The sequence below is a fragment of the Aliamphritea spongicola genome (genome assembly GCF_017051665.1).
In the GTDB taxonomy this organism is placed as follows: Bacteria; Pseudomonadota; Gammaproteobacteria; order Pseudomonadales; family Balneatricaceae; genus Amphritea; species Amphritea spongicola.
Genome location: NZ_JAFIDL010000005.1, coordinates 270,693 through 286,803 on the forward strand (window position 1 = coordinate 270,693; position 16,111 = coordinate 286,803).

The 16,111-nt window shown below is 51.3% G+C and carries 13 protein-coding genes; 6 read left to right on the forward strand and 7 right to left on the reverse strand.

Going from position 1 to position 16,111, the window contains the following annotated elements; translation table 11 throughout:
• Nucleotides 1–35: 35 nt before the first annotated feature.
• Nucleotides 36–401 carry an MmcQ/YjbR family DNA-binding protein gene (locus JYB63_RS16145; RefSeq protein WP_205658931.1) on the reverse strand — a complete coding sequence of 122 codons (366 nt, stop codon included), beginning with the start codon at nt 399–401 and terminating at the stop codon, nt 36–38.
• Between the two features lie 193 nt (nt 402–594).
• Here JYB63_RS16145 and JYB63_RS16150 point away from each other — a divergent pair, with 193 nt between their 5' ends.
• Both JYB63_RS16150 and JYB63_RS16155 read left to right on the forward strand, forming a co-directional pair.
• Nucleotides 595–2,091: a hypothetical protein gene (locus JYB63_RS16150; RefSeq protein ID WP_205658932.1), complete on the forward strand. Its 1,497-nt coding sequence runs from the start codon at nt 595–597 to the stop codon at nt 2,089–2,091.
• A gap of 115 nt (nt 2,092–2,206) precedes the next feature.
• Nucleotides 2,207–2,992 carry a sulfite exporter TauE/SafE family protein gene (locus tag JYB63_RS16155; protein WP_205658933.1) on the forward strand — a complete coding sequence of 262 codons (786 nt, stop codon included), beginning with the start codon at nt 2,207–2,209 and terminating at the stop codon, nt 2,990–2,992.
• A gap of 30 nt (nt 2,993–3,022) precedes the next feature.
• Here JYB63_RS16155 and JYB63_RS16160 read toward each other — a convergent pair whose 3' ends face one another.
• Entirely contained in the window at nt 3,023–3,667 is a 645-nt protein-coding gene (locus tag JYB63_RS16160; protein ID WP_205658934.1) for an HAD family hydrolase, read from the reverse strand.
• A gap of 228 nt (nt 3,668–3,895) precedes the next feature.
• Here JYB63_RS16160 and JYB63_RS16165 point away from each other — a divergent pair, with 228 nt between their 5' ends.
• Nucleotides 3,896–5,173, forward strand: a complete 1,278-nt coding sequence (locus tag JYB63_RS16165) for a cystathionine gamma-synthase family protein (protein ID WP_205658935.1) — start codon at nt 3,896–3,898, stop codon at nt 5,171–5,173.
• A gap of 85 nt (nt 5,174–5,258) precedes the next feature.
• On the opposite strand, the gene JYB63_RS16170 is transcribed toward JYB63_RS16165, so the two are convergent.
• From JYB63_RS16170 to JYB63_RS16180, 3 genes are all read right to left on the reverse strand, one after another.
• On the reverse strand, nt 5,259–6,992 hold the full coding sequence (locus tag JYB63_RS16170; RefSeq protein WP_205658936.1) for a methyl-accepting chemotaxis protein: 1,734 nt from the start codon (nt 6,990–6,992) through the stop codon (nt 5,259–5,261).
• A 145-nt stretch (nt 6,993–7,137) separates the two neighbouring features.
• Nucleotides 7,138–8,253, reverse strand: coding sequence for a helix-turn-helix transcriptional regulator (locus tag JYB63_RS16175; protein WP_205658937.1), 1,116 nt, complete (start codon nt 8,251–8,253; stop codon nt 7,138–7,140).
• Nucleotides 8,254–8,358: 105 nt separating this feature from the next.
• On the reverse strand, nt 8,359–9,495 hold the full coding sequence (locus JYB63_RS16180) for a helix-turn-helix transcriptional regulator (RefSeq protein WP_205658938.1): 1,137 nt from the start codon (nt 9,493–9,495) through the stop codon (nt 8,359–8,361).
• A 276-nt stretch (nt 9,496–9,771) separates the two neighbouring features.
• Here JYB63_RS16180 and JYB63_RS16185 point away from each other — a divergent pair, with 276 nt between their 5' ends.
• Nucleotides 9,772–12,174, forward strand: a complete 2,403-nt coding sequence (locus JYB63_RS16185) for an autotransporter family protein (protein ID WP_205658939.1) — start codon at nt 9,772–9,774, stop codon at nt 12,172–12,174.
• Nucleotides 12,175–12,413: 239 nt separating this feature from the next.
• On the opposite strand, the gene JYB63_RS16190 is transcribed toward JYB63_RS16185, so the two are convergent.
• Nucleotides 12,414–12,680 (reverse strand): hypothetical protein, encoded by a 267-nt coding sequence (locus JYB63_RS16190; RefSeq protein ID WP_205658940.1) that lies wholly within the window; start codon nt 12,678–12,680, stop codon nt 12,414–12,416.
• Nucleotides 12,681–13,364: 684 nt separating this feature from the next.
• Between JYB63_RS16190 and JYB63_RS16195 the strand changes: the two genes are divergently transcribed.
• Both JYB63_RS16195 and pdxH read left to right on the forward strand, forming a co-directional pair.
• Nucleotides 13,365–14,141: a phospholipase D-like domain-containing protein gene (locus tag JYB63_RS16195; RefSeq protein ID WP_205658941.1), complete on the forward strand. Its 777-nt coding sequence runs from the start codon at nt 13,365–13,367 to the stop codon at nt 14,139–14,141.
• Nucleotides 14,142–14,436: 295 nt separating this feature from the next.
• Nucleotides 14,437–15,069, forward strand: coding sequence for a pyridoxamine 5'-phosphate oxidase (gene pdxH, locus JYB63_RS16200; protein WP_374730441.1), 633 nt, complete (start codon nt 14,437–14,439; stop codon nt 15,067–15,069).
• A gap of 131 nt (nt 15,070–15,200) precedes the next feature.
• On the opposite strand, the gene JYB63_RS16205 is transcribed toward pdxH, so the two are convergent.
• Nucleotides 15,201–15,962 carry an ABC transporter substrate-binding protein gene (locus tag JYB63_RS16205; RefSeq protein ID WP_205658943.1) on the reverse strand — a complete coding sequence of 254 codons (762 nt, stop codon included), beginning with the start codon at nt 15,960–15,962 and terminating at the stop codon, nt 15,201–15,203.
• Between the last annotated feature and the right edge of the window lie 149 nt (nt 15,963–16,111).

A 16,111-nucleotide genomic window follows, 5' to 3' on the forward strand; every position in this document is an offset into this window, starting at 1 on the left:
GGTATTATAGAGGCAGATTTACCGGTTACAGTAGTTTAATTTGCCTGTTGGCTGATGCTATTCCGGGCTTTTTTACTCAGGGTGTTCAGGGCTCTGGTATAGGAGTCGCTGATCAGCATTTGCAGATAATCGTCCGGCAGTTGGGCCACATGCACGATGCTGATCCAGTGAAAGCGGTGCATATAGCGGGCGGGTTTTATACCGGGCTGATCGGTGAGTTCAAGGTACTGTTCCGGGGTGACTCTGAGGCTGAAACGCCACTGTTCTGGCTCGCTGGTTTTGAAGTAGGCAAATTTTTTACCGCCCACCTTATACGTCAGGATATTCGCCGTCGGGCCTTTTTCGCTGACTTCACTGCCGGGCAGTTCACTGCAAAATTGTTTAACGTCTTCCGTGTTCACGGCAGATCTCCGGTCACTGACTAAAAGGCTTCATTTCGGCTATCAGGCTGGTTGGCAGCGTTAACTGCACTATATTGATATTCGGAGCAGTTTGCATTTTAGATTTCATGTGCTGCAGTGCAGATACGCTCAAATATAATAAATAAAAGAAGCCAGTCGTTAATAACTGCTTTGGTTTCAAGGAGTTGTTGTTATGTTATCCCGTCGTCGCTTGCTGCAGGTAGCCCCTTCCGGTCTGATTCTGGGCTCAGTGCTGGGCAGTGCTGTTGGTACTGCTATGCTGCCGACCCGGGCACGGGCATTTTCAATTCCGGTTTCCGGAGTGGAGCGGCTGACCCGCATGCTGGTGGAAACGTCCCGGGCTGAGTTGCTTCCGGCACTGGTCACCAAGATTAATCAGGGTATTTTCCCCCGTTCATTACTGGCAAGCCTGACCATGGCAGCCGTACACCATGTGGAGCCTTACCCGGATGTGGGCTTTAAATACCATGCGGTGATGATGCTGTCTTCGGTGCATAACACCCTTCGCCATCTGGATGAGTCTGAACAGTGGCTTGGCATGCTCTGGGCGGCAGATACCTTTAAACAGGCGCAGCAGCGGGATACGTTTAACGGCGACTGGGAGCTGGCGGATGCGATTGATGCCAACAGTAATGATCCGCTGGGGGATTTTATCCGGGCAATGGACAGCTGGGACGGTGAAGGGGCGGACATTGCCATCAGCCAGTTAGCCGGTGAGATGGATCTGGATGAGCTCTTTTCTTTACTGTTTTACTACGGTGCCCGGGATTTCCGTGATATCGGCCATAAAACCATTACAGTGAGTAACAGTTATCGTCTGCTCAGGCTGTTTGGTGATGCTTACGCACAGCCGGTACTGCGTTCTACCGTGTATGCATTACTCAATCATGAAGGGGAGAGTAATCCTTCCACCAGTGATCATCTGGCGGATAAACCCTGGCGGGCGAACCTGCAGTTTGCCACGCTGTTTCCCCTGAGCTGGGAAGAAGGTAAGCCGGATCCTTCGCGGGTGCCGGAAATTCTTACTGTTCTGCGCAGCGCCCGGGCGGATGAAACCGGTTCGCTGGTGGTGGATATGCTGCAGAAGAGTGTTGCACCGCAAACCCTATGGGATGGCATTATGCTCAGCGCCGGTGAGTTACTGACCCGGGTATCGGGCATTACCAGCGTACATGCTAATACGTCCATTAATGCGCTGCATTATGGCTATAAACGGGCGGATGATGATCAGACCAAGCGGATGCTGCTGTTGCAGGCAATGTCGTTTGTTACCCTGTTCAGGGATTTACTGGGGGACCGGCGGAAAGGCATGATGATCGATAATATGGAGCCGCTGGAAACCCTGCCTCTGGACGATGAGCAGCAAACCTTTGGCGAATTGTTTGCCAGTATCAGTACCGACCGCCGGGTTGCATCCCGGCAGTTGCTACATATTCTGCAACAGGGGGGCGAAGCCAACCGTTACCGGGCGCTGGGGCGTCTCTACACCATGCAGAATAATGCCGGATACCATGACTATAAGTTCACCGAAGCCGCCTTTGAAAACAGCTATGCCATCTCTCCTGAATGGCGTAACCGTTATCTGGCTGCCAGTGTGTATTACATGAATGGTTCCGGGGATAAGCTCAATACAGTGGTCAGCGAGGCTCGCGAATTACTGCAGGCATGACCGCGCTGTTTGTAATCATCACTTTTCGTGTTTTTTTGTCTTAGATATTCTCGGGTGACGCTTTAGCGGATATCCGCTTAAATAGCCGTTTTTATTCCTTCAGGAAACTGACTGCATGGAAGGGTTAAACGCTGAATTCTGGGGCATGACGCCACTGGTGATAGGGTATCTGTTTGCTGCCGGTATTCTTTGTGGTGTTATTAACGCGGTGGTGGGCGGCGCAACCCTGGTGGGGTTTCCGGTGCTGATCAGTGTCGGGTTGCCGCCCAATGTGGCCAACGCCAGTAATTTCTTGGCGACCGTGCCGGGCTATGCGGCCGCGATCCCTTTTTATATGCATGAACTGCGCAGGATGGGCCGGCGGGCGTTGCTGATTATCGCGGTCAGTGTGATCGGTGGCGGGCTTGGTTCGCTCATTCTGATTGTCAGCCCCAGTGAGATTTTCGTTACCCTGACGCCGTATCTGCTGCTGGTGGCTACTTTGCTGTATGCCTTTGGCGGCCGTATCAACAGCTATTTCAGTAAGCGTCGCAACGGCGAGGATATGAAAGACAGCATGATGGGACGGGTGTCGATTTTTACCTTTTCCATTTATGGCGGTTATTTCGGTGCCGGACTGGGGATCATTATCCTGTCGATTCTGAAGATTATCGGTTATCACGATTATCATGAATCCAATGCCATCAAGAATCTGATGATTACCGCAGTGTCGCTGCTGAGTATTGCCATCTTTATTGCCGGTGGGCTGGTTTCCTGGCCGGAATCCATTGTGATGATGTGTGGTTCTGCACTGGGGGGAATTGGTGCGGCTAACTACGCCCGGCGTATTCCCCAGGATATGCTGAAAACCGCCATTGTGGTGCTGGGGTTGAGTTTCTCTGCTTATTATTTTCTGAAGTAGCGGGGCTGCCGCGGTAAGGACTGTGCCGGTTTATGACAAGGGTAAAAATGCCAGAGCATGCTTTGTATCCCGGAAATCATTAATCTGCTGATGATGCCGGGTGCGGTTACCTACCAGAATGAAATTAAAGTTCAGTTCGCTGCAGGCCTGTTTGTCCCATTCACCGTCGCCAAAGTAACTCAGGCTGCTTGGCATGTTATCGGTGCCTGCCTGTTTAAGGGCATGTTGCATGATGACAGTGCGGGCGTGATGGTCGTTACTGGAGGCCAGCGGAATGCCCGTGATATCAATACCTGCCGCTGCGAGTTTCAGTCTGGCGGTTTCTTCCCAGCCGCCGGTGGCCAGTGACAGCCGGATCTGTGGCTGTTTTTTCAGATACCGTATGAATGACGCTGCGCCGGGAATTTCCCTGATTCGGGTTTGCTGTATATGGGCACTGATCATGTCGGTGAACAGAATTTTGACCTGTTCATGAATGTCTTCAAAGCGATTTTGCAGGCCAAGCTGAACCAGAAAATGCTGCAGCACTCCTGAGTCCGTTACATGCGGATAGGTATGCCAGTCAGAACTGAGTGTGTGGCCGGTGATTTCTTTAACGGCGCTGATGTAACAGTGCTCATCAAAGGCGCAGGACTCCACCAGTGTACCGTCGATATCAAACATGATGTGGTGCATTTCAAACGTCCTGTGCGGCAAGGGAAACGTTCTAAAGTGTTGCACAGATTTTTAAGACTTGTGTTGCGACTTTGGTGCTGTAGCGACAAGTTTTGGTCTTAAAGTCGATAAATGCTTTGGATCAGGTCATGAAATCCTTAAAACTCCGTGGATTTCGTGGCGTCCGGGCGGCGGATAGATTAGCATTTGTTCTCAGCAGAATATTTTATTTACGGGTAGTAGTTTTTTATGGCAAAGCGCGAAGACAATGCCGCCGGTAACGGGGCGCAGACTGATCAGTATACGACGGATGTAGTGCATTTTGACCGTCGCATGGCGAATGCCAATGGCACGATTCACAACCCGATACATCCTTCTGTGCAGTACACCTTTGAAAGTGTTGATCATCTGATCGGTGCCTTTCAGGGGCGTATTAAGGGGAATTCACCGTACGCCCGTCAGGGCACTCCGAGCACCGCAGCGCTGGAAGCCAAACTGGCCAGCATTGACGGTGGCGTAGGGGCGGTTTGCTTCTCCACCGGTATGGCAGCCATTACCGCAGTATTTCTGACCTTGCTGAAAGCCGGTGATCACCTGATCGTATCGAAATATCTGTTCGGTAATACCGCCAGCCTGCTGGATACGCTGGAAAACTTCGGCGTGGAAATTTCCCGGGTTGACGGTACTGACGTACAGAACGTTATTGATGCCCGTCAGGACAACACCCGCATGGTATTCGTTGAGTCTGTGGCGAATCCGGGCACCCAGGTGGCCGATATGGTGAAAATCGGTGAATTCTGTCAGCAGGAAGAGCTGGTTTACATTGTGGATAACACCATTCTGTCTGCCTGCCTGTTCAAGCCTAAGGCTGTGGGCGCGTCCATGGTGATTCACTCCCTGACCAAGTCAGCTGCCGGTCAGGGCCAGGCACTTGGCGGTGTTGTGATTGATACTGGCCTGTATAACTGGGAAAACTACCCAAACATTTTTGCGAACTACCGCACCGGCGATTCTAAAATGTGGGGCCTGATGCAGGTCCGCAAGAAAGGCCTGCGGGATATGGGTGCAACCATGAGTTCAGCCACTTCGCACCAGATCAGCCTGGGTCTGGAGACCATGGCGCTGCGTCTGGCCAAGAGCAGTGAAACCGCCCTGGCGGTGGCAGAGTTTCTGGAAAACCATCCACAGGTGGCGAAGGTACATTACCCGTTCCTTAAGAGCCATCCGGCCAATGCACTGGCGACCGAACACTTCGGGGCCGGTTCCTGGTTACTGTCGTTTGAACTGGCGGATGCCAACAGCTGCCTGGAGTTTGTGGATGCTCTGCAAATCATTATGAAGGCGACCGGCCTGGGGGATTCCCGCAGCCTGATCATTCCGGTGGCACATACCATTTTCTGGGAGATGGGGCCTGAAAAGCGCCAGCAGATGAATATCGGTGACGGTATGTTGCGTCTGTCGGTAGGACTGGAAGACAGTCAGAATCTGATTGCTGACCTGCAACAGGCCTTTGAATCTGTCGCGTAAGACAGAAGACAGTGAAACAAAAAGCCGGTTGCTATCCACAACCGGTTTTTTTGTGTCTGGCTGTTAGTATCAGCACTTAACTGCGTCAGTGCCGGAATGCTGTAAGGGTTTGTTTCAGGGTATCTGCCAGAGTGTTGAGTGTTTGGTTCACCTGTCGTGAGCCTGCCGCCTGGCTTTCTACCTGGCTGGCCATTTCCCGAACGCTCTGTACGCTTTCATCGACGCCAAGCGCGGCATGCTGCTGTTCACCGGTGATGGCGGCAATGCTCTGGTTCATTTCACTGAGTGCCTGAAGGGAGTCGAGAATCACGGTTAATGATGCCTCGGCCTGTTGGGAAAGCTGTACACCGGCATCAACCTGAGTACGGTTTTGTTCCAGTGAAGTCATCGCCACCCGGGACTGCCCCTGCAGCGCTTCTACCATGGCCTGTATTTCATTCGTGGAATGGCTGGTTCGTTGTGCGAGCGTGCGCACTTCATCTGCAACCACTGCAAATCCCCGGCCCTGATCGCCAGCCCGGGCAGCTTCAATGGCGGCATTCAGTGCCAGCAGGTTGGTCTGTTCTGCAATGCCCCTGATCACATCCAGTACATCACCGATTGAAGCACTGTGCTGTACCAGTGTATTTACACTGTCTTCCACCTGATCAAACTGCCGGGCCAGATCCTGAATGGTTTTCGCCGTGCTTTTTACATCCTGCTGGCCGGCAATGGCGGCTCCGGACACATCATTCACCTGATGCAGTCCCTGAGCGGTGGTGCGGGAAATGTCTTCTGCACTGGCGCCCAACTGAGTGGCTGCGGCGGCAATGGTTTCACTCCGTTGTTGCTGTTCGATGCTTTGCCGGTGGGTTTTGACGCTGAGCCGGTAGCCTTCATCTGCGGTGCTTTGCAGCTCATGGCTGACACTGTCAATTTCATCCATTGTCGTGCGCAGTTTATCGAGTAGCTTTTGGGTGGCGGCAGACATGGCCTGAATTTCATCCCGGCCATCCAGAGACAGGGGGCGGGTCAGATCACTTTCGGTTTCTATCGTCAGCAGCTGTTGCTGTAAGGATTTCAGTGGGCGGGTGATTGACAGAATGATCAGTATTGCCACGCCGAAGGTGACCGGCAGAGAGGCCAGTAACATGAGCAGGGTGGTGGTCTGGGTGGTGGCAATCAGTTGCTGGGATGACTGGCTGACGGCGGCAACCTGTGTGCTTGCAATAAGGGTGTTTTCAAGGGATTGCTGCACTTCGGAACTGGCTTCACTGAGTTTTGTCTGAAAAAGGTTAGTGAGTGTCAGCAGTTGTTCGTTAATGGTATTGGCGAGGATGTTGGCATCGCCGATTTCAACCCCGGCCAGGTTATTTTTTCCCTGCTGATAGTAGTTGCCAGCGTTGTTCATCAGGGTGCGGTAAGCCATGAGATTTTCCAGCAACTGGCCGGTTATGCCGGCAGCGTCCGGTGTGGCGTTGAGGGCTCGCAATTGTGATTCCAGCAGGTCTGCTGCGCCGGTGGCGTTATTCAGGGATTCGTAATACTGGGTCACGGTACCGTCAAAGTACCAGAAGATCATGTCTGAAAATGTTTTCTGCACCTGCTGAGCCTGCAGCAGCCGTTGCTGGTTAACCGTTTGCAGTTGTATCTGTGTTGCCTGGTGATCCAGCCAGCGGTTTTGTTCGCTAACGGTAGTCTGTTGTTGCTGGCTTCCCTGTCGCAGCTGTTGCATTTCGCTGAGCAGAAATCCCATTTCTGCAACCATCACCAGTATCAGAAAACATACCAGCCCGAGGATGCGGGTGGTGACTTTGAAGCGGCGAAGCCGGCTGATCATGTGACCTCCTTATATTGTTATTATGTGGAGGACGATGGTAGACAGGTGGGAAATCAGAAAGGAAGCTTGCGGTCATTAAGGGTATTTTGAGCATATTGTTCGCGCTGATGACGGGACAGTGGGGATTCGTGGCGGATACCTGGTTTCAGCGAAATGCCATACTCGCCGCGACTCTGGCGATGAGTTCAGCCTGCCGGTTTACGTCACACTTGTGGAATACGATCTTCAGTAAAGAACGCAGGGTGTGCATCGAACGGCCGGTTTCCATGCTGATCTGTTGCAGGCTTTTGCCATGAAACAGCATCGCAACAGTAATGGCCTCAACCTCGGTTAAGCCGAAAATCCTGCGCAGCACAGGCAGATGCAACTGACGGCGGTATTCGCTGATGGTCAGCAGGGTGAGTTGTTCCGTGCTGTCCGGGTGCAAAATCGATGGCTTATCCTTTCTGAAGGGGGTCAGGGTAATGATGAAGTCCCGGTTTTGATCCCGGTAATAGAGTTCACGGTTAATCTGGCCGGTGAGGTGCAGAGAGTTGTTTGCCTTCAATGCTGTTTTTACGTCTGCCTGAAGCGAAGATGGCAGCCGGAGTATGTCCGCGGCAGCGAGCTTAAGCCACGAATGTTCTTCCAGAAATAGCTGAAACTGAGGATTGTATTCCCGGCATTTCATCGCCGTGTTCAGCAGTACCGCCGGCTTGTTCAGGTAGCGCAGATCCAGTGTGGGTAAGTTGTCTTCGCGGACGGTCTGAATGGCTTTAATAGCTGTCCTCAGGTGGGGGCGCAGTAAAGCCAGATATTGCCAGGTATTATCCTGTGAATAACTCAGCGCGCCGGCCTGTCGCTGCAAGGTAAGCTTGATAATTTTTTCCCGGCGGTCGTTCAGTGACAGCCAGATGGAATAGTCAGTACCCACTTCTGGCCTGATCCAGTCGTTATAAAACTCTGAAGCTTTGAATGCTTTCAGGCTGATGAGCTGGTCGGAAATAAAAATTTTGCTGAACAGCCCGGGGTCTTCAGCTGCCGCTGCGGTGAGAACGTTGATCTTCGAGTAGTATTCTTTATAAGGCACCAGAGCATCGGCGGAAAATCCCTGAAAATACCCGTCGATAACCTCCATGGTGCGATAGTCATCGATCTGTAATGTGCCGCTGGTACTGTGGGTTTTACGTCTGATCAGCGTCAGTAATGCTTCAAGGTAACGGGGTTCAACTACCGCACGGTACAGCAGATCCAGCTCTTCATTGATATCGTCAGGTGTCACAGTTACTTCATCGCTTGCCCATAAGAGATACGCTTTATACGTAAATCCCGTGGGTGCAACACCCCTCAAATGGGGGGAATTAACTGTACTTTTTCAGAGTGATAATCAGCGGTATGCCATGCTGGAAGCGATTTTTGCGACCAGTTCAGCCTGCCGGTTGACGCCGGCTTTGTGGTAGATGGTCTTTAAGCAGGAACGTACGGTGTGTTCTGAACGGGAGGTTTGCTCGCTGACTTGCCGGATACTCAGACCTTTGAAAATCAGTGCTGCAATGCTTAGCTCTGCCTGTGTAAAACTGAACAGTTTGCGTAAAAGCCCCAGGTTCAGCTGTTTTTCCAGCGGTGTAATTGTCAGTAAAGCCAGACGTTGTCCGCCCCGTAAAGAAAGTGGAGAGGCGCTTTCCATATAAAACGGGAAGGTTTCGATACTGTAGCTTGCGCCTGATGTTGTCGTATGGATAACCTGTTTTTGCGAGCCGGCAACCGGTGTCGGATAACGGTGAGCATGTATTTTACTGTGCACATCCTGCCTGACCTGATCGGCAATCCCGTAAGGCAGAATTAATCTGTTATGGCGGTCCAGTTCCGGCCACTGGTGATTGGCGATAAAGTCTTCCGCTAACGGGTTTAACTCCTGTACCAGCATTGAATCATCCACGATAAGGGTCGCTTTATCGAGATAACGGATTGCTGCGTTAAAACTGTCGGTGTTCATATCCAGCAGGCTGATCGCTTTTACGGCAGATACCAGATGGGGCCGTAATGCATTGATGTACTGCTGAGATATTTCTTTTTCAAATGCGCCGGCGTCGGCGGCCCGTTGCAGGCTCAGGCTGATCATTCTGTCATTCGCGTAATCCTGTAAACAGGCGCCCATGGTGTATTCAAAACCACCATAGGGTTTTACCCAGTCCACATAAAATTCTGAGTCACGAAATGCACTGCGGCTGAGTACCTGATCAGACGTGATGCTGCTGGTATATAAATCCGGGTGCGCGAGGGCGTACTGTTTCAGAACATCCTTACTGGAATAGTATTCCATGTAGCTGTTGTTAGCCGCTTCACTGTACCCCTGGAATATACCGGTAAGGGCCTGCAGGGTTTTACGGTCGTCAACCTGAACAGATCCGCTCATGCTGTTGGTTTTTTTCCGCAACAGAGTGAGAAAGTCTTCCAGATAGGCCGGATTAGCCACTGCCCGGTAGAGCAGGTCTATTTCATCTTTAATATCAGGCGCTTTCACACAACAACCCGTTCGCTGCCACAGGCATGAATTCTGACTACATTTCCGAGCCCTCAGCTCTGCTGATGGCGTCCGGAAAAACAAGACTAAAGTTTAATGCACGGCGCTGGTTTTGCCTAAGTATCATTACTTAGGTGTTCAGATCAAAAAGTAATCAATCCAGCTTTCTTGGAGGCTAAGCTAAAAAAAGATAAAAATCCCCCCTCGTTTTAGGGGTTCTGTACACGCTTGTGGGAGGCATCATGCGGCATATTTTTTCACGCATGGACCGAGAAGATGACTCCTACAGTTCCCTTAAAGATGCTTATAAACACCTCCCTGATCAAACCCCTGACACTGGCTGTCGCCTGTGCAGTCAGCAGCTCTGTGCTGGCGACGACTACTATTAATGCAACTTCTTCGCTTGGGTCAGACCAGACGAACGACATTTTGTTGGAGACGCCTACAGGGTCATTACTGACACTGAATGTTGGCAGTTACAATATAACCCCGACAACGAATTCGGCCATCACTGTCGCCAGTTCTAAACAGGTAATGATTAACGTGGGATTTGGCAGTGTCATCAGTGCCAGCCCCGGTTACAGCGCCATTCAGATTCAGCCTTCAGCGACTGATGCTGTGACCATTAATAACTCTGGTAGCTTAGTTGGTAATGGTGGAGGCACAGCAATTCTGGGCGCGCCGACTGCCACGGGTCTGTTATCCGTAACTAACCTCTCCGGCGGTGTAATCGGTAAAAGCTCAGATTATAACAACACCACAATCGCTTCAGGTTCACAGCTTCGGTATCACCAGAACTACGGCTCTACCTTTACCGGGGGCATTGTTGGCTCAAATGGTACTCAGGATCAGGTATATCTGCATGCGGGTGAATTCAGCGGCCACGAAATCTCGCAGGTAGAAACGGTCTTTATCGGGCAGTTGGCAGGTGCCGGAGAGAATCTGAAGCTTAGCCGAAAGCTGACGGTGGATAACGGGGTAAATAAGGGCAATGTGTACCTGATGGGCGGTGAGCTGTTCCTGACAGGTGCCTCCGGTACCCCGGCGACAGAGAGCTTTGTTGATAGCGGCCGTATTCACATTACAAACGGTAATTTTCATTCGTCTGGGGCTGCCGATATTGTGTTTGAGTTGTCGCCAAACGATACAGTCGAAGCGAGAATTAAGGTGTCCGGTGCGGGTAACAGTATAAATCTGCATAACGATACTCAGCTGAAACTTATCCCGACTAATGGCACGTTTTCCAGCGGTATCCTGAACAAGGAAATCTTCCTGTTTGAAGTGGAAAATGGCGCGACAGTTACCGGTTGGCTGGCGGATGCAAACAGCGCGCAGTTCAGTTCTAACTTTAATGTGTCACCTCTGATTACAAGCCAGGCCACGGTGCAAAAAGGCTCAACCAGCGACGGTGTCGGCGTGCGTTTTGTTGCCGGGGGTTCCGGTGGTGGTTCTTCGCAGTTGCAGAACCTGGCCAGCAGCGGCGGAGCTAACAGTGCTGATGTTAAGGCGCTGGGGGTTGCAGGTGATTTATCAAGCGGAATTATCGCTAAGAATGGTAGTGGCGTGAGTCAGCAGGAAGCGGATTTTGCGGCGGTGATCGTTAAAGCAACGGATGCAGAATCTGCCAAACGTCTTGCGCAGGAGCTGCAGGCGCAGGGTAATACCGCCAACATTGTTGCAGCCCGCACGGCACAGCAAAGTGCGATTAAGAATGCTACTGGCCGGATTCAGGCGATCCGTTTAGCCAACAACAGAACTGATCTGAGTGAGCTGGCCTTTGCAGCCGCAGAAAGTTCAGCCAGTACTATGACCGATGCCGCGGTGGGAACGCCGTTTTATGCACAGCAGGGTATCTGGGTTGAAGCGGTAAATGTTTCAGCGAAGCAGTCCGACAGCAATGCCCAGCTGGGGTATGACGCAGATGCTAACGGTTTAAGCATTGGTTATGACCGTCAGTTAACGGATCAGCTGTTACTGGGGGCTGCGTTTACTTACGGCAAAACTCAGGCTGACGTAAATGGCAGCCGGGATAACAGCGACATCGATACCTATCAACTGAGCCTGTACGGCAGTTATGAAGGTGAAACCCCAGCAGGTCGGGAATGGCTGACGGATGCGGTATTGAACGTGGGCCATAACGAACATGATAATGAACGTTATCTGGATGGTTTCAGTGATCAGGCGCATAAAGCCAGCTTTGACAGTAAGCAGGTAGGCTTGCGGGTGGTCAGCAGTGTCGGCTATGAACATAACGGCTGGTCTATTGCACCGAGCCTGGGCTTTAACTATGCCAAAGTGGATCTGGATGGTTATACCGAAACCTCTGGTCCTGCGGCGCTGAAAGTATCCGGACAATCCATAGAACAGGTTGAACTGGGAGCAGGTGTCAGCACCCGTCGCAGCTTTGATGTGGCTGCCGGTAAGCTGGAACCTTACGCAGGAGTGATGGCGTGGCACGATTTCAATAATGATGCTCTGAGCAGCACCAGCCAGTTCGCGCTGGGCGGCAACAGCTTCACCAGCGCCGATGCCGATACCAGTGCTAACCGTGTACAGGTGAACCTGGGGGCAAGCTTACAGGTGAATGAACAGACCAATCTGGGCTTTGGTTTTGAGCATAACAAGAGCGGTTCTCTGAAGAGTAACCAGTGGAACCTGGCGCTGCGATACGAGTTCTGAGTGTAAAGAGTTTGTCGGAGCCCTGGCGGTACCTGCTTATTCTCTGCCAGGAAGTCGCAGGTCAGGGCTCTGCCATCGATTGTCTTCATTTCTTTCCTGCTATTTTCTCCTATCGCTGGCAGGTGTTTAGCTGGCAAGGCCATCTGGCCGGGACATCAGCAGTGCCGGCTTCATTTTTCTGATTTATCTTTTCTTTTCCCATCAGCACGGGCAGATCTTAAAAACTGCACTGTTTGTAATCAGCGGATGAGTTTGGGTTCGACACTGACTGCCCGTTTTATCCCGTGTGACGTTGCGCTGTTGCGGCCAATTTTGCGCATCCACCAATCGATATTGCTGATCTGAGGTGCCCGGATAACATCCGTTGGCAGGTAGTCCAGTGTTTCGGTTCCGTCAGAGAACAGAATCCGGCAAAGGGTATCGTGAGGAGAGCTCCCTTTCTTGGTGCGAAAGGTGCTGCGTTGTGTCAGGCTTTTCAGGCCTCTGATATCGGTTTGAAGTGGCATAGATACGTTCCCTGTAGAGGTTGTTGTGAATTATTGCCGGTCAGTTTCCCGCAAGGTAAAAACCGTCTGGGAAATCAACCGTCTTTATCGTTCTGAACTGAGAAAGCAGCAACACTTCTGCCCCGAATAAAATGTGTTGCAAAGGAAAAGATAGCTGAACATTCCTGAGTTGCAAAAACTCTTTGCTGGGTTTCGGGAATTGTTCAGCGCTTTACCGGTCTGAATACCTTAAGGCGCATGAGGCTCTGCATCGCATCCGGAACTCAACATCCATGCGTATATCTACAGAGTTGTAGCGATTACAGGCAGTAACATACGACATATATTGCAGTATAAATACCAGTAAGGTAGTAGTTATATATGAATGTAAATCGGGTAGCAGTACTGACTAAAAGTCCGGGTGAGTCTGGCAGCAGGCAGCACATAAAATTGTCTGGCCTGAAGGGGATTGCGAAATATCTTCCGGGGGATTTATGCCGTCAGCCAGAGTCCGCTGACGGGGCATCTGTTCTGACTGCCGCAGTTATTGCTCCGTATAAAACCTGCTTTGTTTCCGGGGAAACTTATTCGGACACTTATCCCGAAGCAGGGCCGTTAAATTTCACGGTTCCGGAGCCGGTTTGATTAGCTGCCTGAAACACACAAACAGCAAGGATTGCTGCAACCAAGGACAAGGAACAGTCGATGGCTAAATACCTGAATTCAATGGGCACCTCATATATGTTTGAGGGAATCATTACTAAAGCAACCAGGCATGTAGTACTGATCAGCCCGTATCTCAGTATTAATAAACGTCTCAAAGAACTGATCAGTGAAGGCATCCGTAACGGTGTGCGTTTTTACATCATGTACGGCATGCAGGAGCTGAAAAAGTCTGAGAAAGACTGGTTGCTCAGTAAGCCTCAAATCACCCTCAATTACAGTGAAGACGTTAACGCCAAGTGTTATCTCAATGAGAAGCACTGTCTGCTTAGCAGCATGAGCCTGCATAAGTATGCAGAAGCTCACCTCACTGAGATGAGTTTTTTCCTGTCGAAAACGGAAGACCCGGCCAGCTATCAGGCGGTAGTAAAAGATGTTGCCCGGTTGTTTCGCAATGCAGAGAAACAGAACATTCAGGTGTTCAGCATTGATTTCCCGCCGGTCTTGCATCCGGAACAGCAAGTTGAAGATATCCCGGCGTCCCATGACATTCTCCGGTCGATGCATGTGGATAAAGATGGCTTAGCTGGTGGCGGCAAAGTACATACTGCGATGCTGGCCGCCCGACATCGCACCACTGTGAAGCAACTGATGAAGTTTTTCCGGCTGGCCGGACTGACTCAGGAAGCTGAAGGCCAGGTATCACTGACCGAAAAAGGCCTTGCAGTCGGTGGCGAACAGCGCAGCGGCCAACAGGGCGATTATTTCCTGTGGCCTGAAGATCTGGATATAGAGCTGCTGGTGGAAGAGGTTGAGTAAAGAGGACGGAAACGCCTAAAAGCTCTGTCTGTGGTGATTAGAATACTGTGTAGTGACTTCATAATTCTGCTCTTCAATCGTTAAGGCGCTTACGCTCGCTGATTTCTGTGGTGAAATAACTTGCATACTTTTTGTACGACGATTTCCAAGCACTCCGCAGTGAAGCAGGATAGAATATTAGCCAATGTGTAACTGATGAATGCTTTCACTGAATAAGAGTGTGAGTGCTGAAAGCAGAGTCGTTGATGGGCTGAGTAAGCCTTTGGTAACAACAGGTTAGAGTTTTACGATGGATATTGATCATATCAGGCGGGAATATTTACAGGATGGTCTGAGCCGGGAGCAACTGGCGGAGAGTCCTTTTGAGCAGTTTAATACCTGGCTGCAGCAGGCGGTGGATGCCGGTATGCAGGACCCGACGGCAATGACACTGGCGACAGTGGATGCCGATGGGCAGCCTTCACAGCGGATTGTGTTGCTCAAGGGGGCCGATGAAAACGGTTTTGTGTTTTATACCAATTACGGTTCACGCAAAGCCGAAGACATTGCGGCTAATTCCAAGGTGAGCCTGCATTTTCCGTGGCATGCGCTGGAGCGTCAGGTGAAGATTTGCGGTGAGGCAGTGAAGGTGCCAACCAGCGAATCACTGAAGTATTTTTCATCCCGTCCCGAGGAAAGCCAACTGGCGGCGTGGGCGTCGAAGCAGAGTCGCCCGGTATCGTCCCGGCAGTTACTGATGCAGCAGTTTCAGTCGATGAAAGAGAAGTTTTCCAAGGGTGAAATTCCGTTACCAGACTTTTGGGGCGGTTACCGCATAGTGCCGACGACCATTGAGTTCTGGCAGGGCGGTGGCAGCCGTTTGCATGACCGCTTTAAGTATTACTTACAGGCGGATGGCAGCTGGAAAATCGAGCGTCTGGCGCCCTGATTTTTTCAGAGCAACAGCAGACAGATACCCGCCGTGTGCGGGTATTTTTTTGTCTGTGCACTTTGCCTGCGCTTTAACAGTAGTACTGAACTGAAAAAGCCATCGGTTAAGATGGCTTTTCTGATGGCTGTTCAGTCTGCAACTGTCACGTTGTGCTGACCGTTGCTGTTAAGCCAGCGCCGTATGAAGCCGTTACGTTTCTGTTCGCGCACGAAGTCCTGCAGGTATTCCTGAGCGATACAGTTGTTGCCACAGAGTGTTGTTTTCGGCACGCACATGGCCTGGTCGATGGTCATGAAGTTTTCGTCCAGCACTTTCAGTTCCGGATTGTCCGCCGCAATCTGAGTCAGTGACTGGCGTACGCCGGCGGCGGCATCCAGCCCCTGTTCCAGAAAGATTTCTGTCGCGGTTTTACCGTTTTCCGCGCGAACCACTTCCGCCTGTACCAGGTTGCGGCTCAGGTGCAGGTCATAGGCCGCACCTTTGTTGACGCTGACGCGCATTCCGGGCTGATCCAGGTCGAGGTTGCTGTTGATGTCGCTGTCTTTCCGGACCAGATAACAGCCTTCGATGAGGACGTATGGCCTTGTAAAGCCGATGGTTTCACCACGTAGCGGGTCGCGGGCAAGGAATGCCAGGTCCCAGTGGTCAGCAGGGTTTTCGCTATCGAGTGCTTCTACAACCTTGCCGGCTGCGTCGTATTCGATAATTTCCATCACCAGCCCGAGCTGTTTAGCCAGCCGTTTGGCCAGTTCGACGGAGATTCCCTGAGGTTCGTTGGTGTGAGGGTTACGTTGTGCCAGTACCGGGTTGCCGAGATTAATTGCTACCCGTAGACGGCCGCTTGGCGCCAGGTGCCGGCCGACAGAATCAAAATCGTATGGGTTGAGCATGACCGTTCTCTTGTTGTTTTTTACAGCCTATCCTGCGACTTGGTACAACAACAGTTTTCGCGCATATAGACTGTAAAGTTCTTTAAGCACTTTTTGAACATTTTGTTTATGTTCAGAGGTTTTTATAGCAATAGATTCAAGGCATTGCC

Bases quoted from the DNA above. Each gene is read 5' to 3' on its own strand.
- JYB63_RS16150 (WP_205658932.1), top strand. From the start codon at position 595: ATGTTATCCCGTCGTCGCTTGCTGCAGGTAGCCCCTTCCGGTCTGATT.
- JYB63_RS16155 (WP_205658933.1), top strand. From the start codon at position 2,207: ATGGAAGGGTTAAACGCTGAATTCTGGGGCATGACGCCACTGGTGATA.
- JYB63_RS16160 (WP_205658934.1), bottom strand. From the start codon at position 3,667: ATGCACCACATCATGTTTGATATCGACGGTACACTGGTGGAGTCCTGC.
- JYB63_RS16165 (WP_205658935.1), top strand. From the start codon at position 3,896: ATGGCAAAGCGCGAAGACAATGCCGCCGGTAACGGGGCGCAGACTGAT.
- JYB63_RS16170 (WP_205658936.1), bottom strand. From the start codon at position 6,992: ATGATCAGCCGGCTTCGCCGCTTCAAAGTCACCACCCGCATCCTCGGG.
- JYB63_RS16185 (WP_205658939.1), top strand. From the start codon at position 9,772: ATGACTCCTACAGTTCCCTTAAAGATGCTTATAAACACCTCCCTGATC.
- JYB63_RS16190 (WP_205658940.1), bottom strand. From the start codon at position 12,680: ATGCCACTTCAAACCGATATCAGAGGCCTGAAAAGCCTGACACAACGC.
- JYB63_RS16195 (WP_205658941.1), top strand. From the start codon at position 13,365: ATGGCTAAATACCTGAATTCAATGGGCACCTCATATATGTTTGAGGGA.
- JYB63_RS16205 (WP_205658943.1), bottom strand. From the start codon at position 15,962: ATGCTCAACCCATACGATTTTGATTCTGTCGGCCGGCACCTGGCGCCA.